Annotated in this window: 22 protein-coding genes and 4 tRNA genes; 10 read left to right on the top strand and 16 right to left on the bottom strand. The window is 62.4% G+C overall.

The annotated features are described in order from the left end of the window. Positions 1 to 5: 5 nt before the first annotated feature. The 13 genes from AB5Y48_RS09620 to AB5Y48_RS09560 all read right to left on the bottom strand — a co-directional run bounded on the left by AB5Y48_RS09620 (position 6) and on the right by AB5Y48_RS09560 (position 13,864). Positions 6 to 2,546 carry a family 14 glycosylhydrolase gene (locus AB5Y48_RS09620; protein WP_368164285.1) on the bottom strand — a complete coding sequence of 847 codons (2,541 nt, stop codon included), beginning with the start codon at positions 2,544 to 2,546 and terminating at the stop codon, positions 6 to 8. Between the two features lie 143 nt (positions 2,547 to 2,689). Beyond that, positions 2,690 to 3,703 (bottom strand): UDP-glucose 4-epimerase GalE, encoded by a 1,014-nt coding sequence (galE, locus tag AB5Y48_RS09615; RefSeq protein ID WP_136613077.1) that lies wholly within the window; start codon positions 3,701 to 3,703, stop codon positions 2,690 to 2,692. A gap of 84 nt (positions 3,704 to 3,787) precedes the next feature. Further along, positions 3,788 to 4,777: an FAD-binding oxidoreductase gene (locus tag AB5Y48_RS09610; protein WP_368164284.1), complete on the bottom strand. Its 990-nt coding sequence runs from the start codon at positions 4,775 to 4,777 to the stop codon at positions 3,788 to 3,790. Between the two features lie 72 nt (positions 4,778 to 4,849). Next, positions 4,850 to 6,499, bottom strand: coding sequence for a hydroxylamine reductase (gene hcp, locus AB5Y48_RS09605; protein ID WP_060584691.1), 1,650 nt, complete (start codon positions 6,497 to 6,499; stop codon positions 4,850 to 4,852). 189 nt (positions 6,500 to 6,688) lie between these two features. After that, positions 6,689 to 7,156 (bottom strand): Dps family protein, encoded by a 468-nt coding sequence (locus tag AB5Y48_RS09600; protein ID WP_224159598.1) that lies wholly within the window; start codon positions 7,154 to 7,156, stop codon positions 6,689 to 6,691. Between the two features lie 148 nt (positions 7,157 to 7,304). Then, positions 7,305 to 7,529: a TIGR02450 family Trp-rich protein gene (locus AB5Y48_RS09595; RefSeq protein ID WP_136613075.1), complete on the bottom strand. Its 225-nt coding sequence runs from the start codon at positions 7,527 to 7,529 to the stop codon at positions 7,305 to 7,307. Between the two features lie 194 nt (positions 7,530 to 7,723). Then, positions 7,724 to 9,118 (bottom strand): deoxyribodipyrimidine photo-lyase, encoded by a 1,395-nt coding sequence (phrB, locus tag AB5Y48_RS09590; RefSeq protein ID WP_368164283.1) that lies wholly within the window; start codon positions 9,116 to 9,118, stop codon positions 7,724 to 7,726. Position 9,119: 1 nt separating this feature from the next. Next, positions 9,120 to 9,935 (bottom strand): MerR family transcriptional regulator, encoded by an 816-nt coding sequence (locus AB5Y48_RS09585; protein ID WP_368164282.1) that lies wholly within the window; start codon positions 9,933 to 9,935, stop codon positions 9,120 to 9,122. Next, complete coding sequence (locus tag AB5Y48_RS09580; RefSeq protein WP_060584671.1) at positions 9,932 to 10,870, bottom strand: DUF523 and DUF1722 domain-containing protein; 939 nt, start codon at positions 10,868 to 10,870, stop codon at positions 9,932 to 9,934. Before AB5Y48_RS09580 ends, AB5Y48_RS09585 begins: the two co-directional genes overlap by 4 nt. A 139-nt stretch (positions 10,871 to 11,009) precedes the next feature. Further along, positions 11,010 to 11,648, bottom strand: a complete 639-nt coding sequence (locus AB5Y48_RS09575; RefSeq protein ID WP_050665022.1) for an outer membrane beta-barrel protein — start codon at positions 11,646 to 11,648, stop codon at positions 11,010 to 11,012. Between the two features lie 135 nt (positions 11,649 to 11,783). After that, positions 11,784 to 12,332 carry a DUF3157 family protein gene (locus tag AB5Y48_RS09570; protein ID WP_060584667.1) on the bottom strand — a complete coding sequence of 183 codons (549 nt, stop codon included), beginning with the start codon at positions 12,330 to 12,332 and terminating at the stop codon, positions 11,784 to 11,786. A 79-nt stretch (positions 12,333 to 12,411) separates the two neighbouring features. Beyond that, on the bottom strand, positions 12,412 to 13,260 hold the full coding sequence (locus AB5Y48_RS09565) for a hypothetical protein (protein ID WP_060584665.1): 849 nt from the start codon (positions 13,258 to 13,260) through the stop codon (positions 12,412 to 12,414). Positions 13,261 to 13,270: 10 nt separating this feature from the next. Further along, entirely contained in the window at positions 13,271 to 13,864 is a 594-nt protein-coding gene (locus AB5Y48_RS09560) for an HAD family phosphatase (RefSeq protein WP_050665019.1), read from the bottom strand. A 330-nt stretch (positions 13,865 to 14,194) separates the two neighbouring features. Here AB5Y48_RS09560 and pheA point away from each other — a divergent pair, with 330 nt between their 5' ends. After that, the gene (gene pheA / locus AB5Y48_RS09555; RefSeq protein WP_050665018.1) at positions 14,195 to 15,364 is read left to right on the top strand and encodes a prephenate dehydratase; all 1,170 of its coding nucleotides are present in this window, start codon (positions 14,195 to 14,197) and stop codon (positions 15,362 to 15,364) included. Between the two features lie 50 nt (positions 15,365 to 15,414). Here pheA and AB5Y48_RS09550 read toward each other — a convergent pair whose 3' ends face one another. Both AB5Y48_RS09550 and AB5Y48_RS09545 read right to left on the bottom strand, forming a co-directional pair. Then, on the bottom strand, positions 15,415 to 15,834 hold the full coding sequence (locus AB5Y48_RS09550) for an LPP20 family lipoprotein (protein WP_136613070.1): 420 nt from the start codon (positions 15,832 to 15,834) through the stop codon (positions 15,415 to 15,417). 10 nt (positions 15,835 to 15,844) lie between these two features. Continuing rightward, positions 15,845 to 16,465 carry a FlgO family outer membrane protein gene (locus AB5Y48_RS09545; RefSeq protein ID WP_050665016.1) on the bottom strand — a complete coding sequence of 207 codons (621 nt, stop codon included), beginning with the start codon at positions 16,463 to 16,465 and terminating at the stop codon, positions 15,845 to 15,847. A gap of 184 nt (positions 16,466 to 16,649) precedes the next feature. Between AB5Y48_RS09545 and AB5Y48_RS09540 the strand changes: the two genes are divergently transcribed. From AB5Y48_RS09540 to AB5Y48_RS09500, 9 genes are all read left to right on the top strand, one after another. Beyond that, positions 16,650 to 17,801: a flagella assembly protein FlgT gene (locus AB5Y48_RS09540; RefSeq protein WP_050665015.1), complete on the top strand. Its 1,152-nt coding sequence runs from the start codon at positions 16,650 to 16,652 to the stop codon at positions 17,799 to 17,801. 52 nt (positions 17,802 to 17,853) lie between these two features. After that, positions 17,854 to 17,930: transfer RNA gene (locus tag AB5Y48_RS09535), tRNA-Arg, on the top strand. Positions 17,931 to 18,098: 168 nt separating this feature from the next. Further along, complete coding sequence (locus AB5Y48_RS09530; RefSeq protein ID WP_050664985.1) at positions 18,099 to 18,491, top strand: hypothetical protein; 393 nt, start codon at positions 18,099 to 18,101, stop codon at positions 18,489 to 18,491. A 78-nt stretch (positions 18,492 to 18,569) separates the two neighbouring features. Beyond that, positions 18,570 to 19,049: an NlpC/P60 family protein gene (locus AB5Y48_RS09525; protein WP_368164281.1), complete on the top strand. Its 480-nt coding sequence runs from the start codon at positions 18,570 to 18,572 to the stop codon at positions 19,047 to 19,049. 130 nt (positions 19,050 to 19,179) lie between these two features. After that, positions 19,180 to 19,264 (top strand) — tRNA-Tyr (locus AB5Y48_RS09520). 33 nt (positions 19,265 to 19,297) lie between these two features. Then, positions 19,298 to 19,382 (top strand) — tRNA-Tyr (locus tag AB5Y48_RS09515). Between the two features lie 20 nt (positions 19,383 to 19,402). Continuing rightward, positions 19,403 to 19,487: transfer RNA gene (locus AB5Y48_RS09510), tRNA-Tyr, on the top strand. Positions 19,488 to 19,615: 128 nt separating this feature from the next. After that, the gene (locus AB5Y48_RS09505) at positions 19,616 to 20,242 is read left to right on the top strand and encodes a response regulator transcription factor (RefSeq protein WP_060584658.1); all 627 of its coding nucleotides are present in this window, start codon (positions 19,616 to 19,618) and stop codon (positions 20,240 to 20,242) included. A gap of 105 nt (positions 20,243 to 20,347) precedes the next feature. Next, positions 20,348 to 21,493: a patatin-like phospholipase family protein gene (locus AB5Y48_RS09500; protein WP_050664982.1), complete on the top strand. Its 1,146-nt coding sequence runs from the start codon at positions 20,348 to 20,350 to the stop codon at positions 21,491 to 21,493. Between the two features lie 2 nt (positions 21,494 to 21,495). Here AB5Y48_RS09500 and AB5Y48_RS09495 read toward each other — a convergent pair whose 3' ends face one another. Continuing rightward, positions 21,496 to 23,445 carry a cation:proton antiporter gene (locus AB5Y48_RS09495; protein WP_050664981.1) on the bottom strand — a complete coding sequence of 650 codons (1,950 nt, stop codon included), beginning with the start codon at positions 23,443 to 23,445 and terminating at the stop codon, positions 21,496 to 21,498. Positions 23,446 to 23,457 lie beyond the last annotated feature (12 nt).

Genomic DNA, 23,457 nt, shown 5'->3' with positions numbered 1-23,457 from the left:
TGTTTTCATTGGAAGCGGGTGATGAGGCGCTGTAGCTGTTCGAGAGGGGTGCGGTCCTCATCGAAGAAGTGCTGCATACGCAGCAGGGTTAACCCGCCAAAGCCCGGCGTCTCTGCCAACGCCTTCTCCATCTGGCGCCAGCCTGTCTCCCCATACAGCTCGCCGGCCAGGGCATTCTCCCCCATCAGACGGATCCCCAGCTCATGGGCCGCCGCCGCAAACCACCCCACCAGATCGGCGGCCTGGGAGTACCCCTCATAGGGGCGGTTCTGCATCTCGAGACAGGTAAAATGCACCACCACCCGTCCCCGCAGCCCGGCGGGCACCAGGGCATCGAGCAGCTGTACATACTCTCGCTGGTTGTGTGGTCCCATGGCCGGGTGTGGACGCAACAGTCCTGCGGTGATCTCGGCGACTCTGGGCTGGTGCGGATCGCCGATCTCCCAATGGATACCGGGGATCTTGATGCCGATGGGTACCCGCGACCAGTGTGGCTCGTCAAACACAGCGAGAGCACAGTCGGTGATCCGGCGCCCATGGCTGACCAGGGCATCGTGGTACCACCCCAGATACTCCCTCCCCCAGGCAGAGTGCTGGTAGGCCCGGTTTTCGAACAGGAGATCGGCCTGCGGCAGCGGGATCGCTTCAAACGTCTCATGGTGAGTGCCAAAGGTGTAATTCAGTACCCGAATGTCCTGATAGCGACGCGCCAGGTGAGCACACCAGTCAAGCCTGGCCAACTCACTGTAACACTGGAGTGTGCCCCGGTTGGGGTAGTTGCCCCAATCGTGAGCGTTATAGCTGGGATATCGCAGCTCACCGGCGGGGCCCAGGCTGACGTTGATCTCGGCCATCAGGTCAGCATGGGGCCGATAGTGGTCACGAAACGCCGCCATAAAGGCGCGATAGTAGGGAAGCACCCACTCATCGGCCCAGAGGGAGAGATACTCCATGGAGGCATCTCCGGTCTCGCTCACGTATTGCAGCTCTCGCACCGAGTCCAGCTCGGGATGACGGGACAAGAGGGTGCCCCAGAGCCAAAGCGGTATGGTCTGGGTAAAGTCATCGTTGACGTTGCCACCGGCCTGATGAAACGAGAGGATGGGAACCCAGCGCATCTGCTGGCGCGCGAGCAGCGCAACCAGCCTGTCGTAGTACCGCCAATCGAAACATCCGGGCTGACGCCCCTCCACCAGTCCCCACCAGATATCGGTCGAGATGGCGCTCACCCCAATCCGGCGCAGGGTGGCGACCTCCTCTTCGAAGCGCAGCCACTCCTGCTCGCTCAACACCTGACGCTGGTTGCCCACTTTCAGATGCAAGGGGCCCATGACACGGAACTCCTTGCGGCGCTGGTGCTCATCCTCGCCCCGGGAGTGGCGCAACCTGGCCAGGCGGCGTATGCGCTCTGCCACCGGATCGAGCCGCTCCAGATCGCGCCACACCCAGCCCCGGCATGAAGGCCCCTGCAAGGCCGCCATCCTGAAACGCTCCCAACTGGGGTGATCGTCACCGGGCAGGAAGCCGCGGTTCTCAATCAGAGTGCCCATCCCCCTGCCGGCACAGGTCTGCTGCCAGGCGCAAAGCGCCTCCTCTTCTTCCCCGCCCGCCAACCAGATCCTGAGCCGCTCGACCGGCAGGGTGTCAGGCAAGGCCTCGTCAAGCCAGGCGCCAATCGCCCCGGGCTCGGCCAGCACGGGAGTATGCCCCATGGCCAGACGCGCCCCCAGAGTCGTGTGCTGCCACGGACCCTGTAGCAGACCCGCAACCTGCGACAGCCAGCCCCGTCCCTGATGGGCAATCCCCCGCGCCAGCCATGACGCCACCTCCTGGTGGATCGCCTCTCCCGGCGTCGAGAGGAGGGTGCGCAGCCCCGCTTCCTGCACATCGGGCATTTGCCAGGCGCACTGCCAATCCTCTGGCGAGCCATAGCGCGCCACCATGTCCCGCCGCAAGGCGGCAAGACCGGCGCGCCCAAACAGTGGCCACCCGTGCCGGGCAAAATCGGGGTAGCGCCACTCCCCGGCGGGCCCCATCCCCAGTTGCAGATGCGGGATGGCGGCCGCCAGCGGGCTCAGTTGCTCAGTCAGCAGTGAGAGCCACTGGCGCATCAGAGGGGCTATCAATGACTCGCCCCACCAGCTGATCGAGAGGGAGCTGTCCACCCCGGCCTCATCGCGGTATCGCAACAGATCCGCCGATGCCGACACCGGCAGACGCTCACCGGCCCATCCCCACAGCCAGTCCGGCAGCAGACGGTCATAGCCGGAGCCTGCGGCCGCCAGGTGTACCTCGGGGATTAGCGCCAGGCCGCTGTCGGCGATGGTGTGACAGAGGCGAAGCAGGGGCTGCCATGCGGCGGCCTCACTCATTTGACGGGGTGTATCAGGCGCCAGATGCCGCCACAGGATGGGCACCACGACCCCCTCGATACCCAGTGAGCGGGCCAGTGAGAGGCGGGCGGGCAGATCCTCGCGGACTCTGCGGGGGTGAGGGTCGCCGCCGAGATGAGCCCAGAGGTGAAGGGGGTGAGGTGACCTTGTCATGAGGATGGCTCTTAACCGGGATGATGAGCCACCGTTTCTCACATCAAACGAAGAAAAGCGCAAATTTGGTAGGCTTTTCAGAACAGAAAACTGAGATCCTCTTCACAGAGAGAGCAAGAGGCGCCCCCTGGGCGCCTCTCTCGTTAGCCGTGGTAGCCGTTGGGATTACCGCTCTGCCAGCGCCAGGTATCGACCATCATCTGCTCGAGCCCCCGCTCGGCCTGCCAGCCCAGCTCGTCACGAGCCAGAGCCGGATCGGCCCAGCACTCGGCAATATCTCCAGGCCGGCGAGGCTTGATCTGGTAAGGGATGGGGCGCCCGCTCGCCACCTCGAACGCCCTGACCATCTCCAGCACCGAGTAGCCCTGACCCGTCCCCAGGTTGTAGGTGAAGACGCCGGTGTCGGCTGCGATACGCGCCAGCGCCTTGAGATGGCCGATGGCAAGATCCACCACGTGGATGTAATCACGCACCCCGGTGCCATCGACCGTGGGGTAGTCGTTGCCAAACACGCCCAACGCCTTGAGCTTGCCGACCCCAACCTGGCTGATGTAGGGGAGCAGGTTGTTGGGGATGCCGCTCGGGTCTTCACCGATGAGGCCGCTCTCATGGGCGCCGACCGGGTTGAAGTAACGCAGCAGCACGATGGACCAGCGGGGATCGGAGGCGCTGAGATCGCGCAGCATCTCTTCGACCATCAGCTTGGAGCGGCCATAGGGGTTGGTGGCCCCGGTCGGGAAGTACTCGTGGATGGGCACCGAGGCGGGATCCCCGTAGACGGTGGCCGAGGAGCTGAACACCAGGCGAAACACCCCGGCCCTGGCCATTTCCTCGCACAAAACCAGGGTGCCGGTAACATTGTTCTGGTAGTAGGTGAGCGGGATCCGGGTCGACTCCCCCACCGCCTTGAGGCCGGCGAAGTGAATGACCGCCTCTATCTTGTGCTCGGCAAACAGACGCTGCAGACAGGCTCTGTCCAGCACATCTCCCTCGACGAAGGTGACCCCCTTGCCGGTGATCTGCTCGACTCGCTTGAGAGACTCCGGTGACGAATTGGAAAGGTTGTCCAGCACCACCACCTGCTGCCCATCAGAGAGCAGCTCTACCAGCGTATGGGAGCCGATATAGCCGGCACCACCCGTTACCAAAATGGTCATCTTGTTATCCCGCAGTCGTTAAAAACCGGGACAGAGTCTACCCTGCCACTCCCGTCGGGAAAAGATGATGACACAATTGACACCTTAATAGTCGAGGCTGACATCCCCTCTGGCGATGCAGGAGCAGGCCAGGGCCACACCACTCTCCAGATCCTGTGTACTCAGGGTCACCACGCTCTGGCGCTCGATCTCACCCGTGGTGGTGCAGCGACAGGCCCCACACACACCGGCCCGGCAGGCAGCCTGCATGCTCTCCCCGGCCGCTTCCAGCGCCGCCAGCAGGGTTTGCCCCGGCAATATCCTCACCCGCTTGCCACTCTTTTTCAGGGTCAGCCAGAAGTGATCCAGGGACTCGGGTACAGGCTCGGCAACTGGCAAACCAAAGGACTCCTGATGCAGTTGTCCGGCAGGCAGCCCCAGCTCGACCAGCATGGCGCCCACCGCCTCCATATAGGGGGCAGGACCACACAGGTAGACATGACGGCCAAGCAGATCCGGTGCCAGCTCTCTGAGCATGTCCGGCGTGAGACGCCCCACCCAGGGGTGATCGGCTGGCGCCTCTTCCAGTACCAGGGCGTGGCGCACGCCGGGGTGTGCCTCGGCCAGGGAGGCCAGCTCCCGGCCAAAGATCACATCCTGTGGCGAGCGGGCACTGTGAATAAAGCGGATATCGGCATCGCTCCGTTTGGCCAGCTCATCGCGCAGCATGGCCCACATGGGGGTGACGCCAGAGCCGGCGCTGAGCAGCAAAGGGCGATCGCAAGGCAATGCGCTCAGGTTGAACTCCCCGAAGGGGCCGTCGACCCGGATGGTATCGCCCACCATCAGGCTCTGGTGCAGATGGCTGGAAACCTTGCCCACGGCCTTGATGGTGACTGTCCAGAAGGGATCATGGGGGGCCGACGACAGGGTGTAGGCGCGGCGGTGGGAGACACCGTCAATCTCGGTATGCAGGGTCACGCACTGGCCGGCAAGCACGGGCGGCAGACTCCCCTCCTGGGGGGCAAGTTGCCAGCTCACCACGTCGTGGGTCTCGGCGCGACGGCCAATGCAGGTGAGGCTAAGTGAGGTCATGGTCAGGCTCCTCGGTGCGAGGTGAAAAAAGGCGAGCCGGGCGGCTCGCCAAACGCAGATAAGAGACGGGGATCAGGCCGCCAGGATCTCGGCCAGATCGGCCTCGGCCGTGGTGGTTCCCTTGAGGCCAAACTGCTCCTCCAACACCTGGATGAGATGAGGCGTGAGGAAGGGGGGCGCGGTCGGGCCAGTGCGAATATTCTTCACACCCAGCGCCAGCAGGGTGAGCAGGATGACGATGGCTTTTTGCTCGAACCAGGAGAGCACCAGGGTCAGGGGCAGGTCGTTGACCCCGCACTCGAAGGCATCGGCCAGGGCCAGGGCGAGCTGGATGGCAGAGTAGGCATCGTTGCACTGACCCACATCGAGCAGGCGCGGAATGCCCTGGATATCGCCGAACTCCAGCTTGTTGAACTTGTACTTGCCGCAGCCCAGGGTGAGCAGCAGGCTGTCCTGCGGCACTGCCTTGGCAAATTCGGTGTAGTAGGCGCGCTCGGCACGATCGCCGTCACAGCCACCGACCAGGAAGAAGTGCTTGATGTCGCCGCTCTTGACCCTGTCGATAACGGCGGGGGCCGCCTGCATCAGGGCGTTGCGGGCAAAGCCGATGGTGATGAAGTGCTCCAGCTCTTCATGCTTGAAGCCATCCAGTGCCTGTGCCTTGGCGATCACGGCGGAGAAATCCTCCCCTTCCAGATGGGTGACACCGGGCCAGCCGACGATGGAGCGAGTGAAGATACGATCGCTATAGCTGCCGACGTTGGGGTCTATGATGCAGTTGGAGGTCATCACCACGGCGCCCGGGAAATTGGCGAACTCTTTTTGCTGGTTCTGCCAGGCTGAGCCATAGTTGCCCACCAGGTGCGGATACTGCTTGAAGAAGGGGTAGGCCAGGGCCGGCAGCATCTCACCATGGGTATAGACGTTGATACCGGTGCCAGCGGTCTGCTCAAGGATGAGTTTGAGGTCCACCATGTCGTGGCCGGAGACCAGGATGCACTTGCCCGGCACCGGGGTGACGCGCACCCGGGTCGGCTCCGGATGGCCGAAGGCACTGGTCTCACCGCGATCGAGCATCTCCATTATCTTGAAGTTGAGCAGGCCAATGTCCATGGCGCACTGGAGCAGGGGGGCAACCTCGGCGGGATCGGTGGCCAGCCAGGCCATGATGCGATGGAACTCGGCGCCAATGGCATCGTCCTGCTCCCCCAGCACCCGGGCGTGCTCCATGTAGGCGGCAGCCCCCTTGAGGCCGTAGAGGCAGAGCAGGCGCAGCCCCATGACATCCTCGCTGACCCGATCCTTGCCGCGATTGACGGCGGCCTGGGGAGCCACGGCGAGCTGGCTCAATTTCTCTTCACCCGGCTCGAAGGTGGCCGCGGCAGGCAGGGCGGTGAGATCCACGGCGAAGGCACCGATGCGCCCGGCCAGTTGCTGACGGAAGGCGAGAGCCTGGCGCACGTAGGCGATGATGCGATCGGAGTCGAAGTTGACGTTGGTCAGGGTGGCAAAGAAGGCTTGGGGGACGAAGGCGTCGATGGCGCGATCCACGATGCCGTGCTCTCGGGCAAGCTCGGCCCAGGCACTCACCCCTTGCAGGGTATAGATGAGCACGTCCTGCAGATCGGAGGTCTCGGCGGTCTTGCCGCACATGCCCTGGGCGAAGGCGCAGCCGTTGCCGGCCGGGGTACGGATGGTCTGTTCACATTGCACACAAAACATGATGCCACTCCTAATTGACATTTCATTTGTCTGTTTTGCGGCGATTCTATGCCTGACCCCGCCGATTGAATAGGCATTCTGATTGTTAGTTTATATTCGTTTGATCTGAATCAATTTCATCACCATAAAAAAACCGCCCAGAGGGCGGTAAAGGGTGGATAACGGTATGGCAAGGAAGGAAAATATGTCTTAGTCGAGATAGGCTCGCAGCATCCACACCAGCTTCTCTTGCTGCTGGATGTAGTCAGAGAGCAGGGAGCCGGTACCTTCGTCGCCGGCCTCGGCGGCCTGGTTCAATATGGTGCGCTGGGCCATCAGCAGCTCGCGAAAACCCGCCAGCAGGGATTCGATGCAGGCGCGCCCATCGTGAACGCCCTGTGCCTCGGCGATGGAGGAGAGGGTCAGATAGCGGCTGAAACTGTGCTCGGGCACGGCCCCCAGGGTGAGGATCCGCTCGGCCAGCTCATCGACCTTGAGCAGCAGATCGTTGTAGATCTCCTCGAACTTCAGGTGCAGCTCGAAGAATTGGTTGCCGCGAATATTCCAGTGAAAACCGCGCACGTTCATGTAGAGGATCTGATAGCTGGAGAGGAGCTGGTTAAGCTCGGCGGCCAGCGCCTGGGATTGAGCGGCATCGAGACCGATAGCATTTTTCATGAAACACCTCCAAATCTTGGGAACAGAGCCAGAATAATCACTCAGGAAGTGGAGGGATAATCGTTGCTGCCTGGGAACTTGATAGTTGCAGGCTATCAGTGAGCCCTTGTCAGGAGAGGATAAAACAGGAGACGTTGGCTTCCCGGAGCTAATCCCAACCACGATGCCAACGGCCCGAGCCCTGTAACTCATGACTCTCGACCTCCATCTCGGAGAGATCATTGACATTTTGCAAGGTGACGCGCTCAAGCGACCCCATGGCATTACGACAACAGGAGACCACCAGAAAGTGATCCGTAAGGGCTGACCTCACACCGGAAGGCTCCGGCTCCCGGGTCCACTTGCTAAAGAGCAGGGTCTCGTCATGGCTCATGATCTCGCCTCCCCATCCGGTTGCCCTGATCATCAAGGGCAACAGCACCAGCCAGAGAAGGGGCTGTACCAGCGCACACACCCCTGCCCCCAATAGCAAGTCTATCTCAGCCGGATGAAGGCGTAGTCTGATATGGTCGCACCCGCCCCTCTCTCCCCTTCCCAAAGCGACGAAGAAACAGAGGCATCGATGACTCACCCCAACGCTTTAAACATGGCGATGGCGCGCAGACGGGCCGCGCCGTGATCGACGATGGGGGCCGGATAGGCGCCGACGGGACCGGGCTGATGCAGACGGGTGACAGGCAGGGCCGCCAGCTCGGGTACCCAGCGGCGAATAAAGGCCCCTTCAGGATCGAAGCGCTGCCCCTGGGTGGTGGGGTTAAAGACCCGGAAATAGGGCGCTGCATCGGCTCCGGTGCCGGCCGCCCATTGCCAGCCACCGTTGTTGGCGGCCAGATCCCCGTCGATCAGCTGGCTCATGAAATAATCCTCCCCCCGGCGCCAGGAGATGTGCAGATCCTTGGTGAGAAAGCTCGCCACTATCATGCGCAGCCGGTTGTGCATCCAACCGGTCTGCCGCAGGCAGCGCATGGCCGCATCGACGATGGGATAACCGGTACGCCCCTCACACCAGGCGAGGAAATGCTCCTCATCATGGCTCCAGGCCAGCGCCCGGGTGTGCAGTTGAAACGGCTGGTTTCTGGAGAGGCGCGGCGCCAGGTAGAGCAGATGGCGGTAGAATTCGCGCCAGATGAGCTCATTGAGCCAGGCAAAACCGGGCGCCTCCTTCTCCATAGGAAGGGTGCCTAGGCCAGTCTGGATGGCCGCGAGGCACTGGTTGGGGCTCAAGACTCCCGCGGCCAGATAGGCAGAGAGGCTTGAGGTGCCATCCTGCGCTGGAAAATCGCGCCACTGCCCATAGGCGAGCAGCCCCTCCTCCACAAAACCGCACAGGCGCCCCTCGGCCTCCCCCTCGGCTACCGGCCAATGGGCCAGCACCCGCTGCTCGTGCTCGCTGCGCTCGGGCAATGACAGAGGCTGCCACGACAATGGGGCCGCAACCGGGCGGGGAGGCGGCAGCAGGGAAAATCCCCGCGACGCCAGTTGCCCAAGCCAGGCCCGGCTGAAGGGGGTGAACACCTTGAAGGGCTCCCCCTTGCCGGTGAGGATCTCCCCCGGCGCGAAGACGCAGCAGCCGGGGATGAAGTGACAGGGGATGGGCAGGGCCGCCGCGACGGCCTTATCCCGGCGCCGCTCGTCAATCTCGATGGCGCTCAGGGCATGCAGCTCGCTCACCCCCCTCTCCTGCGCCCAGCTTGCCAAAGCGGCAGGTATCTCCTCAAACCAGGGCACCTCGATAAGATGCAGCGGGATGCCGAGGCGCGCCAGCTCGGCGCCCAGCTCGTTGACCCGCTCGAACAAGAAGCGCTCGCGCACTGGGGCCATATGGTGATGACGCCACTGCTCGCGGCTGATGATAAAGAGACCCGCAACGGCCTCACCGCGCTCGCGGGCGCGCTGGCAGGCCTGAGTCAGGGCGCGGTGATCGACGATCCGCAGATCCTGGCGAAACCAGACGAGCTGCATATCAGGCCCCCTCTCTTGCGGCTAGCCACTCCCCAACCCCGGGGAAGGCACCACCTGCGTAGTCGGGATAGAGGGAGAGCATCTCACCGAGCAGCACTGTCCCCTCGGGCCAGCTATCGCTCACCTCGCCGGGTACTCCTGCCCCCACCAGCACCAGCAGGGGGCCGCTCAGACGTGGCGCCAACAGACGGGCCTCGCGGGCCGTCAACTGCGGCAGCAAAGTGACCATAAAGCCCGCCTCGCGGGCCTCCATGGCGCACAGCACCAGCTCGAGCGGTGGCAGGCGCCCCACGCCAGCCAGAGTCAGGGGCACCCCTTTGTCCTGGGTCACCAGGCGACGGCCAAAATAGATCTCGAGGAAGTTCAGGGCATAGGCGTACAGCGCCGCACCATCGGGACGCTCCAGATGGCGGGCCAGATGTGCCAGCCAGGGGGAAAAGACCTGGCGGCGCAGCAGGGGCAGCGGGTAATTGGCGGTCAGCTCACCGAGAAGCGACTCCAGTTGGCGCTGATTCAAGACCAACAAGGCCGAGTCGAGGGACTCCACCTTCTCCTGCCAGTGATCCGGCAGGCCTTTCGCAGCCGGGGGATCCTGCTCCAGCAGTGGACGCACCTGACCGATGCTGACCCCCAGCTCGAGCCAGGCGAGAATACGCCGGATCAGGGCGATATCCTGCTCGCTGTAGAGGCGATGTCCCTTCTCGGTACGCTGTGGCACCACCAAACCATAACGGCGCTGCCAGGCCCTCAGGGTGACCGGGTTGACCCCGGTCAGACGTGCCACGTCACGAATGGGGTAGAGAGAGGGGTCGGTCACAGGCTGTACCTCAACTTCAAGGATTCGGGATGGGGCTGCAGGTAGACCTGCGACGCCAGATAGGGGTTCGGAAATTCACGCAGGTAGTGACGGATCAGGGTCATGGGGACCAACAGTGGCAACAGGCCGACCCGATACTTGTGGATCACCTCGGCCAACTCCTGGCGCTGGGGTGAGCTCAGGTGGCGCTTGAAATAGCCCTGCAGATGCTGCAACACATTGGAGTGCCCCTTGCGGTTGGCACGCCGGGTCAGGGCCGCCATCAGACCGGCGATATAGGTGTCAGCCACCTCATCGAGGGGGCGCTCGTCGAGGCGACCGAGCAGGCTGCCAAGACGACGATAGGCATCGGGGGCATGGGAGAGCACCAGATACTTGTAACGGGAGTGAAAGGCGATAAGGCGCGCCGCGCTCAGCCCCTGGCGTGCCAGCTGCTGCCAGTCGTGGTAGGCAAAGACTCGCAGCACGAAGTTCTCACGCAAGATGGGATCGTTGAGCCGCCCCTCCTCCTCCACCGGTAACAGGGGATGCGCCTTCATCAGGGCCTGGGCAAACAGCCCAACCCCCTCCTTGGCAGCCCCCTCGCCTCCGTAGACCTTCACCCGCTCCATGCCACAGCTGGGGGACTTGGCGCAGAGGATGTAGCCGCTGAGGAAGTCGAGCTCGCGTACCTTCTGTTCGCTAAACGCGATGAGACGCTCGGTCACGTCAAAGCTGCCGTTGCTCGCCTCGGCTCGAATGGTGCCATCGCGGCGCACCAGACGTATGGTGGGGCGTGGCGCCCCGAGACCGATGGCCATCTCGGGACAGAGGGGATGAAAATCGAAGTGTTGGGCCAGTTCACGCTCGCAGAAGGGGGAGCGCTTGTGGCCCCCGTCATAGCGCACCTCGGCCCCGAGCAGACAGGCGCTGATCCCGACATTAATCTTGTACATGACACACCTCCTTGCACAACTATTTCTCTTTATAGTGGTTGTACAAGAAAATGCAAGTTGTATAAGTTTATCCCGTGCCGCCATGAAAAAGGCCCGGGCAGATGCGCCGGGCCAAAGGAGGTGGAAACCAGACAGGGGATCAGAAGCTGTATTTCACGCCCAGGCTGGAGATGGAACCCTTCTGCAGATCCCAGTTGCGATAGGTGTAGTCGGCGGTCAGGGCCCAGGCAGGGCTCAGCTTGTAGGCAGCCCCCACCTTGAAGTCGTGCATGTCCTTGGTCATGTTGGCGTAACGGTAGGCGGTGGAGAGCTCCACATTGCCAACGTCGTAACGCAGACCCACTTCGCCGTACAGGCTGCCGCTGCTCTTGCGAGAGATCGCATCCCACCCTTTCACATCGTGAGCCAGCTCGCGCTCCAGGGTGTAGCCCATGGCGCCCATCTCACCGTAGAGGTTCAAGCCGGTGCTGAGGGGGGTAAACATACCGATACCGGCGTTGTAGATGCCCATGCCGTCGTTGCCATGCTGGCGAGAGGTGTACTCGCTGCCGAGGCGACCATAGAAGTTACCGGCAAAGGACTTGGAGAGATCCAGGGTCACACCGCCAAAGTCGCGGGTCGACTCACTGTCACGGGGGCTGTTCAAGTCCTTGAGATAATCGGACTTGGTGTGTGCCCAGGTGGCAGCGCCCTTGGCATAACTGAAGGCGTCGGCCGCGAAGGCAGAGTGGGCGGTCAGGGCAGAGAGGGCCAGCAGGGAGAGGGTGATCTTCTTCATGGTATCAAACTCCGTTTCAAGGATGGATTGGAACGGGAGTCATTGTGCCTCTACCCTGCGGCCCGGCCGAGCCACAAGCTGTTACCGGAGCATTGCAGTTGTAAGCAATTTTTGCAGCCGGTAAGCAGTCATGTCTCAGCGAAAGGCGATCTCGTCGAGCTCGACACGCACCAGGGGCTTGCCGGTCAGGCCCGCCGGGCGTGCCAGCTCAAGGTCGCGGGCCGCGCGCTGCTCACCCTTGCGCAGATAGGTTTCCGGCATACGGGTCTCGGCCACCCAGAAGCGAGCCGGCTCACGCACCAGCTGGCGACCGTCCTGATCGAACAGGGTCACCCAGCCAGTCACCAGGATGGCATTGCGGCTCCCCTGGTTGTGCGCCTCGAAGTGCAGGGTGAGGGTCTCATCCCCTTCTACACCACTCAGGGCAACGGCGATCCCCTCCTTGGTGGCCTGGCTCAGCAGCTCGGGTCGCGCCTTGGCCTGCTCGGTCAGCACAGTCGCCACGGGCGCACCGCTGGTTGCGGTCGCCGTCACGCTCGGCTCGGCCGGTTTGACCACCAGATACTCCCAGGTGTGATCGTCGTTAAGCTGGATCTGGGTACCATCGGGCAGGGTGACCTGGGTCAGGGGCGCCGCGACTGTCAGGGCTGGAACCAGCAGCAGGGTGGAAAGAAGGCTCTTCATCGGGTGATTCTCGTGATGGGCAAAGGGTGGCAAGTATAATCGCGTCGGCCCCCTCTGCCCACGACCGGGATCACACTGCCTACGGCCGGCACTGCTCGAGAGCATGGTCGTGCGCCATCCGGTGCAGATCGAGAGTCACCAGATCGAAGCCGCACGCCTGCAGGGCGCCAAGGATCTCTTCGCGCCGATCGAAGGCGGTCGCCAGCTCTCGCTCATCCACCCGCACCCGACCGAGCATGGTCTCCCCATCCGACAGGTAGTGAAAGAAGACCCGCGCCTCGGGTAACCCCATATCGGCCAGGATCTGCTCGGCCATGTCCACCATGCGCAGCCGATCCCCGTCCATGTCCTCCTCGCTGGAGAAACGCAGGCTCAGACAACCGGTCTCGTTGCTTCCCCAGACGGCCAGTTGGCGCTGGTGAAAACCGTAACGAAAGTCGCGGGTGGTCATCCCCTCCTCGGCAAAGGTCCAGAGGGTGTTGGCCGGAGGGGGGCCAAAGTGGGCACGATAGGCCTCGGCATCTTCCACCGAGGCCGCCACCAACAGTGGAATGGTCGCAAGCCCCGGGTGGGCGTCCCGAAAGCGGCTCAGCCAGCGAACGGGGTCAGGCGCCTGGGTGGCGATGCCGTCGTGGTCGAAGAAGATCATCTCCTCGCTCTTGATCAGCACCTGATCGATGCCATGGTACTCACAGTAACGACGGGAGCGGGCGATATCACGCCGGCTACGGTTTGGGCTGTCGACCGTAAAGGCCCGCACCGACACGCCGGCGGCGCGGCAGAGTTCCATGGCATAGCAGGACTCCATCCTGCCCGAGAAGGAGACGATCAGCCGCGGATGGGCGGCGAGCTGAGCCATCAGTCGCTGTTCTCTTGCCAGAAACAGCTGATCGCGCACGGGGCTCAGAGAGACAATATTGTCGGACATGAGGGTTACCTTACAGCTTGCCGAAGGCCTGCAGTTCGTGGCGACACTGGCTCGCATCCGTAAACAGGATCCCCTGAATGCCGACCCGGGCGGCCGCCTCGATATTGGCGGCACTGTCATCGATAAAGAGGCAATCCCGGGCCTTGAGGTCGTGAGCCACCAGCAGATAGCGGTAGATATCGGGCTCTGGCTTCATCATGCGTACCCTGGCCGACACGACCTTCCCCCTGAAGAAGCGCCAGAAGTCGCAGTGCTGCTCGAGATAATCGATGCTGGCGTGCCCCATGTTGGAGAGGGCATAGAGGTGGTGACCACGCTGATGCAGCTCGGCGAGCAGGGATAGCATGGCGGGGTTGGGTACCAGGGAGGGAGGCACCGCCTCCAGAATGGCCAGATTCTCGGCCATGGAGAGGCCGGTTCGCGCCTCGGCACGGCGCGCCATGGTGTGCAGGGAGAGGGTCCCCCGGTCCACCTCCAGCCAATCGGGATGATCGAACAGCACCCGGGCCAGCTCGGCGGCGCCGGCCGACCCTCGCACCGCCTTCACTATGCCCTCGGGATCCCAACTGACGATCACTCGCCCCAGATCGAAAATCAACGCCATGATACCTCCCGCCAACCGTCATTATTGTCGCCCATGATGCCGTGAGCCGCGCCCAAGAACCAGTGCCACAACCGGCAAAGAGAGCGCTGACCTGTGCCCTGTCACGCCATTTTTTACTTGCAAGCCACCGGCAAATCCCTTAATGGTTAGAGGATTGACGACAGGGAGACCTCCCCATGCAGACCCTATTCCTCTTTGGTTTCTTCTTCTTTACTCAGCCTGACTGAGGGTGGCTGCGCGTCGTTAACGAGACCAAAGACGAATCGAGCCTCCCCCCGCGGAGGCTCTGTTTTTTTATAAGCCATGACGGCACATCACAGGGAACAAGCAATGGCATTGCTCGAGCACATCAGAGAAGAGATCACCCAACTCGACACGGAGCTGCTGGCCCTGCTGGCCCGGCGCAAGAGCCTCAGCATTGAGGTGGCCAAGGCCAAACAGGCCAATCCACGCCCCATACGGGATCACCAGCGCGAGCAGGATCTGCTGGTCAACCTGATCCAGAAGGGGCGCCCCCTCGGTCTCGATGCCCAGTACGTGACCCGCATCTACCACACCATCATCGAGGACTCGGTGCTCTCCCAGCAGGCTTACCTGCAAGGGCTGCTCAATCCGGGGCAGCAGGAGCCCATGACCAGCGTCGCCTATCTGGGACCGCGGGGCTCTTACTCCAGCCTGGCCGCCCGCCGCTATCTGGCGCGCTACAAGGATCAGGTCATCGAGGTGAACTGCCACAACTTTCGCGAGGTGATCGATGCGGTGGAGTCGGGGCAGGCGGCCTATGGCGTCCTGCCCATCGAGAACACCAGCTCGGGCTCCATCAACGAGGTCTACGACGTGATGCAGCACACCAACCTTTCCATCGTCGGTGAGCTCACCTACCCCATCGAGCACTGCATCCTCACCGCCGTCGCCACCGATCTCACCCGCATCAAGACCCTCTACGCCCACCCTCAGGTGTTCCAACAGTGCTCCCACTATCTGGGCAAGCTTGAGGGGGTACGCCACGAGATCTGCGACTCCTCCTCCAGCGCCATGATGAAGGTGCGCGAGCTGGCCAGTCCCGAAGCCGCAGCCATCGGCAGTGCTGCCGGCGGCGAGCTCTATGGCCTCGAGGTGCTGGCCACCCATCTGGCCAACCAGAAGGAGAACTACAGCCGCTTCATCGTGGTGGCCCGCAAGCCCATCGAGGTGGCCCCCCAGATCCCGGCCAAGACCACCCTCATCATGTCCACCTCCCAGCAGGCGGGCTCCCTGGTTGAGGCACTGCTGGTACTGCGCAGCCACCAGATCAACATGACCAAGCTCGAGTCCCGTCCGGTGCAGGGCAATCCCTGGGAAGAGATGTTCTATCTGGATGTCTCGGCCAATCTGCAAACTCCCCAGATGCAGGCCGCCCTGGTGGAGCTGACCAAGATCACCCGCCACATCAAGGTGCTTGGTTGCTATCCGAGCGAGGATGTCAAACCGACCGACGTCCCCCCCGTGTTGCTGGGGTAGTGATAAAAACCAAAGAGGCGGGTCACCCCGCCTCTTTTGTATATCTGCCTTCAGTAACCGTAAGCCAGCTGATTGATGTTGTAGAGATCCCGGGTGTCGAGTTCCATCTCGGTGGCATAGGTATTGCCGTTGGGATAACTGCGTACCACCCTGGCTCCGCGTACTATGCCCTCAACCGACACATCGAGAGCATTGGAGACCTGGGTCAGATCCTTGTAACTGGAGCGGCCCATCACCTGCTGGCCATTGAGGGACTCCGCAAGCTCCCGATAGGCATCCATCTTGGAAGCCCGGATCGCTTGAAGCATCTTCTCATCCTGGCTCGGGCCGGGTTGGATGCTGATCACCGCATAGCCCACGGCACGGATCACGGGAAAGTCGTCCGGCTTCTGATTGGTGTAGTCCACGACCCGATTACCACTGCAGCCGTTGAGCAGCAGGGCGCCGAGCAGGATCCAGAGCACTCTCATGACCGTCTCCTCAATAGACAGGGTTTACCAGCCGGCCGCTCGGGCCGACGATGTTACTGCGATAGACATAGCCCCGGTTGGGGGAGGCCCGACCGAAGGAGTTGGCCGCCCCATTCAGGTAGGCCTGGGGGATCAGGTTCTGTGCCGTGGTTTCGACCATCTTGGTGCGCATGTCGATGATGCGGGCATTGACCAGTACCCCTTGCTTGTTACGGCTAAAGGTCCCCACCAGAATACGGGAGATGGGCAGGCGTCCCGCCAAGTCCTTGTAGTTACGGCTGAGGACGAAGTCCCCCTGGGGGGTCACCTTGATGGCTCCGGTCAACTTGAAGTCCACCACCACCTCACCGCGGCGGTTGAGCTCGTGGATAAAACTCTCCTGCAGTTGCAGGCCCATCCAGTTGGTATCCTGCAGCGTATCGAGATCGACAAAGGCCGCCACCGCAATGGGCTCGGTCAGGGTCGAGGGAGAGCGCTTTTCCATCATCTGATCGGCCATGCGCGCCGTCAGCCAGGTAAGCTCCATGCCCGGCATCGCCTGACGAGGATCGCCCACCCCCCGATCGATAGGATCAGTCGAACAGCCGAGCAGGCTCATGCAGAGCAGGGCCGTCATCATCACACGCTTCATGAACATCATCCTGAAAGAGGTCATGTCCGGTTATCGGTTCATACTACAAACTCTTGAGTTCATTTAATGACAGAAGAAGAAGAGTAAAACCTTGCATGATTCTTGCTTGATAAGAGGAGCCATCGCCTCGCCCCAGTCAGAGTGACGTCACCGAGGCCCCACATTACAAGCAAAGGTCACTGCCATGAAATGCCCCCTGTTGCTCGCCCTGCTGCTTACTCTTCCGGCCCAGGCCGCCTGGATCCAGGCCAGGGGCAGTGCCGCCATCACGGGTGGCGATGAAGCCTATGCCCGCGAGCAGGCCACCCGGGATGCCCTGCGCCAGGCCCTGCTCGACAGCGGCGCCTCCGTCTCCAGCCTGCAACGCCTGGAAAATGGCAGCATCAAGCAGGATCGCTTTCAGGTACGCTCGGGGGGCGAAATCCGTCAATACCAGTTGCTGCGCGAAGAGGTGCGTAACAACCGCATGTTTATCACCCTGCGCGCCGACATCCGTGCCGAACGTCAGCTCTGCCCCTCCCAACGTTACGCCAAGGATCTGACGCTGGTACGCCTGCGTCTGCGCAACCCCGAGCAGACCAGTTACGGCGCCCTCAATGACCTTCCCCCCTCCGTATCACGCCGCCTGTTCGAGAAGATCGCCGACAACGACAAGGCCTTGGTGGCACGGCGCTGGCTGGACGAAAACCTGCGCATCGATCCCCTCTATCTGCAGCAGGGGGATCGCAGTTACATGGAAGAGATCAAGGCGCTGAGTCAACGCACCGACAGCCAGTATTTGCTGCTGGGGAGCATCGACGATGTCTCGGTGGAGAGTCAGGGCAATGCCCTCACCGCCTGGTATCAGGATCCCCTGCGCCACTTCCGCCTGCAGCTCTACCTGTTTGACGGCATCAACGGCGCCATGCTGAGCCGTAAGGCCTATGAGGGGGCGGCCCTGTGGACCTTCGACAAACGCGAGCAGGTGGGAACCACTGACAGCCGTTTCTGGAGCTCCAGCTATGGCCAGGAGGTCGACCATCTGCTCGAGCGGGCCGCCCAGGATGTGGCCGGCGAGCTTGCCTGCGCCCCCGTCATGGCCCGCGTCATCGCCCAGAACGAGCGAGGCCCTCACATCAACCTGGGACGGCGCAACGGGGTCAAGCTCGGGGACCAGTTCCGCATCCAGCACAGGGCCGATTTCGTGGATGCCTATGGGGATGCCCGGGCCCTGCGCAACCCCGCCACCGGCCTCTTCGAGGTGGTTCAGGTGTTCGACGATGGTGCAATTTTGCGCACCCAGAGCCGCTATGAGCCATTTAATATCCAGATCGGCGACTTTGCCATATTGGAATAGAAATCAAGGCTTTAATTACGATCATCTTGCTGTATAATGCCGCCCACGCGCCGCTCCCGTAGCTCAGTAGGATAGAGCGGTCCCCTCCTAAGGGACAGGCCACAGGTTCGACTCCTGTCGGGAGCGCCATACAAAACAAGGGGTTGGCATCATCACGATGCCAACCCCTTGGTCTTTCCGGCCGCAGGTCCCGCAGGGCCGGGCGGCAGCCGTTACACTCTAAGTCGAAGGGCGAAGCGGGAGTCCCTCATGTTGCGAGGTCCCGTGTTCTCCTCTTATGACGGGAGGGCTAATCCCATGACCCATCCGAACCAGATTGAGCTGGCTCCACTGCTCGACCGGTTGACTCCCGGCGCCCACATCCTCATCAGCGGCGATGACGGCCACCTCTGCCATGCATTGCGCGAGGCCGGCATGGTGGTGAGCGCCTGTTGCGACGCCATTCCGGCCGCCATGACCGCCTCAGCCCGGGGAGGGGTACCGGTACGGGCCGTCCCCCTGCATCGCATGAGCTCGATCGTCCCCTTCGACGGGGCCTGCCGCATTGGCGGCGAGCATCACTGGCATGCTGATCTGCGGGCTCTTCGCGCGCTGCTCAAAGCGGGTGCCCCCCTGCTCGTGCTGGGCACCCCTCCCGCCGGCGAGCCTCCCGAATGGCATCGGGAGGGCGCTATCCTGTTTCACGACTGAACCGGTATCGGCATCGGGTTTTCTTTGAATACCCCCCTGCTTTACACTCCATAAGACAAGGATCTTGCGGAGACGTCGATGCGATACCTTCTTCTTTCCACTCTCATGCTGCTGGCTGCCTGCTCGTCCACGTCGCCTCCGCCTCCCCCGGTGTCAACACACTCTGCCTTCGAGGGCTTCTATCAGGAGTGGCGCGGTGTCCCCTACCGACTCGGCGGCAGCTCCCGCAACGGCCTGGACTGCTCAGCCTTTACCCAGCTCGCCTATCGCCAGGTACTGGGGCTGCCCCTGCCCCGCACCACCGAATCCCAGGCCGAACTCGGCCTTCCCGTCTCCCGCTCCGCTCTGCGTCACGGAGACCTGGTCTTTTTCAAGACCGGCTGGAACCAATACCATGTGGGTGTCTATACGGGGGGCGGTGAATTTATCCACGCCTCGACCAGCAAGGGGGTGATCCGCTCGCGCCTCGATAACGTCTACTGGAAACGCCATTACTGGCAGGCCCGCCGCATGGATCCCATCCTGATGATGGCGCTGCAAGGCGCTTCCGGGTCATGAAACGCTCACAAAAGGGCGAAAAATAAGCAAACAAACCAAAAAACAGGGTGAAACAGGCTTTTTTACCAATCTTTTTATTTTTCGGGGTTCACAAGCGAAAAGTTTCTGGTAGTATTCGCCTCGCACTTGAGGAGGGGTTCCCGAGCGGCCAAAGGGATCAGACTGTAAATCTGACGGCTCTGCCTTCGAAGGTTCGAATCCTTCTCCCTCCACCATCTACCAAGTGCGACAATCAGGAAGTACCCCGTGGAGGGGTTCCCGAGCGGCCAAAGGGATCAGACTGTAAATCTGACGGCTCTGCCTTCGAAGGTTCGAATCCTTCTCCCTCCACCACTTTCCTGAACACAATCTGTGGAGGGGTTCCCGAGCGGCCAAAGGGATCAGACTGTAAATCTGACGGCTCTGCCTTCGAAGGTTCGAATCCTTCTCCCTCCACCACTATTCAGAGACCCCGGCCCAGTGCCGGGGTTTCGCTTTTCCACCCGTCTCACATTTGTCCCTCCCCTCATTTGACCCGACCGTCCCGGGGTGTTAGCTTCCTGACAAAACAATCTGTTAACAACGCCATGGACAGCTCACTCACCATCGTCATCGCCGACGATCACCCTCTCTTTCGCGGTGCCCTCTATCAGGCTGTACACCTGGCCATGAACCAGGCACACCTGCTCGAGGCAGACTCTATCGATTCCTTGCTTACCCTGTTGGGCGAGCATGACGAGGTGGATCTGTTGCTGCTTGATTTGAAGATGCCCGGGGCCAATGGCCTGGAGGGGCTCGCCCACCTTCGTGGCCAATACCCGGATCTGCCGGTGGTCGTGGTCTCGGCAGCCGAGGAGCCCGCCATTATCGGTCAGGTGATGGCCATGGGGGCCCTCGGTTTTATCCCCAAGTCCTCCCCCATGAAGACCCTGGTCGACGCGCTCACGACGGTACTCGGTGGCGACACCTGGTTGCCGGAGGGCATCGCCTTGCAACAGGAGGAGTATCCCCTGGCCGAGCGACTCTCCAGCCTGACTCCCCAGCAATACAAGGTGCTGCTGATGCTGCGCGATGGCAGCCTCAACAAGCAGATCGCCTGGGAGCTCAGCGTCTCCGAGGCGACCATCAAGGCCCATATCACCGCCATCTTCCGCAAACTGGGGGTCAAGAATCGCACCCAGGCGGTGATCGCCCTGCAGCAGCTCGACCTGTAGACGAACAGGTCGGCGCCGGCAACCCGGATAGCCCGATAACGAAAAAAAAATGGTCTTCGATGACAGCGACTTATAGTTAAAAAAAAAGTCGTAGGAACATGCTGTATGTCGAGGCCCAACACCGCACTGCTGTTGACCGGGGGGGGCGCCCGCGCCGCCTATCAAGTGGGGGCCATCAAGGCCATCGCCGAACTCTACCCGCGCAATATCGGGATCCCGTTCCCGATCCTCTGCGGTACCTCGGCCGGGGCTATCAACGTGACGGCCCTGGCCTGCTATGCCTCCTGCTTTCAGTTGGGAGCACGCAAGCTGGAGTGGGTGTGGCGCCGCTTCGAGACGCGCCATATCTTTACCTTCTTTCCAGGTCAGGTGCTGCGCCGCCTCCTGTTTGAGGGATCGGCGGGGCTGATTCGCCCCACCCCCAACCCGGCCTTTAACCTCTTCTCCCACGACCCCCTGCGCCGCCTGCTGGATCAGCTCATCGACTATGAGCGGATCGACGACAACCTCCTCTACGGCACTCTGGAGGCGCTGGCCATCACGGCGTCAGACTACTATGGTGGCCAGTCCACCACCTTCTTTCAGGGGCGACCCGATCACCTCCCGTGGGAGCGCGCGAGGCGCCGTGGCGTCAGAACCGTCATCAATACCGACCATCTGCTGGCTTCGGCGGCGCTCCCCTTCGTCTTCCCCCCCCTGATGATCGAGGGGCACTACTATGGGGATGGCTCCATCCATCAGCTCAGTCCCCTAAGCCCGGCCATCCACCTGGGGGCCGAGCATATATTGGTGATCTCCCTCGATGCCCCCCACAAGGAGCGGCCCCACAGCCACAGCCTGACCAGCTCGGAGATCGCCAGCCACCTGCTCAACACCGTCTTCACCGACACCCTCAACTCGGATCTCGAGCGACTGTGGCGCATCAACAAGACGCTCGCCATGCTGCCGCGGGGGGAGCGTGAGCGACTCAAACTCAAGTCGGTCGAAACCTGTCTGCTCAAGCCGAGCCAGGATCTCGACGAACTGGCGATCCCCTATCTGCCCAGGCTCCCCGTCCATGTGCGTCGCCTGCTGCGGATCCTGGGGGTCAAGGGGGATGAGCCGAGCACCCTGGCCAGCTTCCTGATGTTTCATCCGGGCTATTGCCAACGCCTCATCCGACTGGGCTATGAAGATACCCTGGCCGATCAGGAGCGCGTCTGCGCCTTTCTCGATCTCATCCCCCCCTACCGGGCGGAGCAACCGGCCTGAGGCTAGCCCCCCTCCAACAGTCGCTGGACCCCCTGCTCGATGTCGGCACTGTTGCCAAACAAAATGATGGTATCCCCCTTCATCAGACGCAGGGTCGACAGGGGCTCCAGGCTCTCCTGCTCGCGCAGCACCTCCTTGATATGCACCGCCAACCCCAACTCCTCGATGCGTCGCCCTATGGCCCAGGCCTGCCCCTCCAGCAGCACCGGATGCAACCGCTCCAGCACCAGCTCCCGCTCGATCCCGGCGCCGCTCTGGTCACCCCAATAGAAGCCGTGCAAGAAGCGATAGTGGGTGCGCCGCTCCTGCTCCATACGGCGGATGATGCGCCCGATAGGAATGTCGCAATTCACCAGCACATGGGAGACCAGCATCAGCGCCCCCTCCTGGGACTCGGGTACTATCTCCTGGGCGCCGGCCGCCAGGTAAGCCTCGAGATGGGTATCATCCCGAGTGCGCACCAGCGTCTTGACCCCGGGCGCCAGCTCCTTGACCAGCGCCAGCATCCCTTCGATACGCCGCCTGTCGTCGAAGGTAATGATGAGCAGCCGGGCCCGTGACAGACCGGCCGCCAGCAGGATCTCCCGTCGTCCCGCATCCCCAAAGGCCACCTGCTCTCCGGCCAGCCTGGCCTCGCTGACTCGCTCCGGATCGAGATCCAGTGCCAGAAAGGGGATCTCCTCGAGCCTTAAGAAGCGGGCACAGGTCTGACCGACCCGGCCAAAGCCGGCGATGATCACATGATCGCACTTGCCCAGGCCGCTCTGGGCCACTTCGGACTGGGCGAGCAGCCGTGAGCGGGTCAATGAGGCGGCCCAGGCCTGGGAGCGGTTGATAAGCCAGGGAGTCATGGCAATGGAGAGCACCCCGACCCCGATGAGCAGAGAGGTCTGGTCGCGGCTGAGCAGACCGTGTTGGGCCGCCAGCGCCAGCAGCACGAAGCCGAACTCCCCCATCTGGCTCAGCATGATGCCGGCGGCCAAACTGTCTCGTTTGCGCTCCCCCATCAGGCGCCCGGCCAACATGACCAGCACCGCCTTGCAGAGCATGAGCGCGAGCACGGCCCCCATCACCCAGGACCAGTGCTGGGCCACCCGCTGCCACTCCATGCTCATGCCGACGGTGACGAAGAAGAGCCCCATCAACATGTCGCGAAAGGGGCGAATATCGACCTCAAGCTGGTGCCGGTAATGGGACTCCCCCAGCATCATGCCGGCCAGGAAGGCCCCCAGTGCCATGGAGAGGCCCAGCCAGTTGGTCAGCAGGGCCGCGAGCAGCGCCACCAGCAGGGTCGTCATCACGAAGAGTTCGTCAGAGCGAACCCGGGCCACCTCAAAGAAGAGTCTGGGCAGCAGCCACTTCCCCACCGCCAACAGGCCCACCAGCGCCAGCATCCCCTTGCCCGAGGCGATCAGCACCAGCTGGAGCAGGGCAACCCCCTCCACCTCGGGCTCGGCAAAAATGGGGATCATCACCAACAGGGGAACCACCGCCAGATCCTGAAACAGGAGCACACTCACCCCCAGCTGGGCACGCCGGGTATGCAGCAAGTTCTCGTCGCCCAGCTGCTTGATCACCACCGCCGTCGAGGACATGGCCAGGGTGCCCCCCACCACCAGGGCCTGGGGCAGGGAGAACGACCAGGCCAGCAGGACCGCCACACAGAGCAGGGAGGTGAGCAATACCTGCAGCAGACCGACACCAAGCACCAGGCGGCGCATGGCGATGAGTCGTGGCAGGGAGAACTCCAGACCGAGGGAGAACATCAAAAAGACGACCCCCAGATCGCCCAGGGTATGCATCACCTCCTGATTGCTGACCGCCCCGCTGCCATAGGGGCCCAGCAGCACCCCCACCAACAGGTAGGCGAGGATCGCCGGCAACCCGAGGCGTCGGAAAAGTGCCACCAAGAGGACGGCGACGAGCAGGAGTAGCAGCAGTTCCCGGTACAATTTTTCCTCCTG

Source organism: Aeromonas sp. R6-2 (assembly GCF_040908155.1).
GTDB lineage: Bacteria > Pseudomonadota > Gammaproteobacteria > Enterobacterales > Aeromonadaceae > Aeromonas > Aeromonas schubertii.
This window is presented reverse-complemented; position numbering and strand designations above follow the sequence as displayed.

Bases quoted from the DNA above. Each gene is read 5' to 3' on its own strand.
- AB5Y48_RS09580 (WP_060584671.1), bottom strand. From the start codon at position 10,870: ATGTACAAGATTAATGTCGGGATCAGCGCCTGTCTGCTCGGGGCCGAG.
- AB5Y48_RS09595 (WP_136613075.1), bottom strand. From the start codon at position 7,529: ATGAGCCATGACGAGACCCTGCTCTTTAGCAAGTGGACCCGGGAGCCG.
- AB5Y48_RS09570 (WP_060584667.1), bottom strand. From the start codon at position 12,332: ATGAAGAGCCTTCTTTCCACCCTGCTGCTGGTTCCAGCCCTGACAGTC.
- hcp (WP_060584691.1), bottom strand. From the start codon at position 6,499: ATGTTTTGTGTGCAATGTGAACAGACCATCCGTACCCCGGCCGGCAAC.
- AB5Y48_RS09565 (WP_060584665.1), bottom strand. From the start codon at position 13,260: ATGTCCGACAATATTGTCTCTCTGAGCCCCGTGCGCGATCAGCTGTTT.
- pheA (WP_050665018.1), top strand. From the start codon at position 14,195: ATGGCATTGCTCGAGCACATCAGAGAAGAGATCACCCAACTCGACACG.
- phrB (WP_368164283.1), bottom strand. From the start codon at position 9,118: ATGCAGCTCGTCTGGTTTCGCCAGGATCTGCGGATCGTCGATCACCGC.
- AB5Y48_RS09560 (WP_050665019.1), bottom strand. From the start codon at position 13,864: ATGGCGTTGATTTTCGATCTGGGGCGAGTGATCGTCAGTTGGGATCCC.
- AB5Y48_RS09550 (WP_136613070.1), bottom strand. From the start codon at position 15,834: ATGAGAGTGCTCTGGATCCTGCTCGGCGCCCTGCTGCTCAACGGCTGC.
- AB5Y48_RS09620 (WP_368164285.1), bottom strand. From the start codon at position 2,546: ATGACAAGGTCACCTCACCCCCTTCACCTCTGGGCTCATCTCGGCGGC.
- AB5Y48_RS09530 (WP_050664985.1), top strand. From the start codon at position 18,099: ATGACCCATCCGAACCAGATTGAGCTGGCTCCACTGCTCGACCGGTTG.
- AB5Y48_RS09500 (WP_050664982.1), top strand. From the start codon at position 20,348: ATGTCGAGGCCCAACACCGCACTGCTGTTGACCGGGGGGGGCGCCCGC.
- AB5Y48_RS09610 (WP_368164284.1), bottom strand. From the start codon at position 4,777: ATGACCTCACTTAGCCTCACCTGCATTGGCCGTCGCGCCGAGACCCAC.
- AB5Y48_RS09505 (WP_060584658.1), top strand. From the start codon at position 19,616: ATGGACAGCTCACTCACCATCGTCATCGCCGACGATCACCCTCTCTTT.
- AB5Y48_RS09545 (WP_050665016.1), bottom strand. From the start codon at position 16,465: ATGAAGCGTGTGATGATGACGGCCCTGCTCTGCATGAGCCTGCTCGGC.
- AB5Y48_RS09540 (WP_050665015.1), top strand. From the start codon at position 16,650: ATGAAATGCCCCCTGTTGCTCGCCCTGCTGCTTACTCTTCCGGCCCAG.
- AB5Y48_RS09575 (WP_050665022.1), bottom strand. From the start codon at position 11,648: ATGAAGAAGATCACCCTCTCCCTGCTGGCCCTCTCTGCCCTGACCGCC.
- AB5Y48_RS09525 (WP_368164281.1), top strand. From the start codon at position 18,570: ATGCGATACCTTCTTCTTTCCACTCTCATGCTGCTGGCTGCCTGCTCG.
- AB5Y48_RS09600 (WP_224159598.1), bottom strand. From the start codon at position 7,156: ATGAAAAATGCTATCGGTCTCGATGCCGCTCAATCCCAGGCGCTGGCC.
- galE (WP_136613077.1), bottom strand. From the start codon at position 3,703: ATGACCATTTTGGTAACGGGTGGTGCCGGCTATATCGGCTCCCATACG.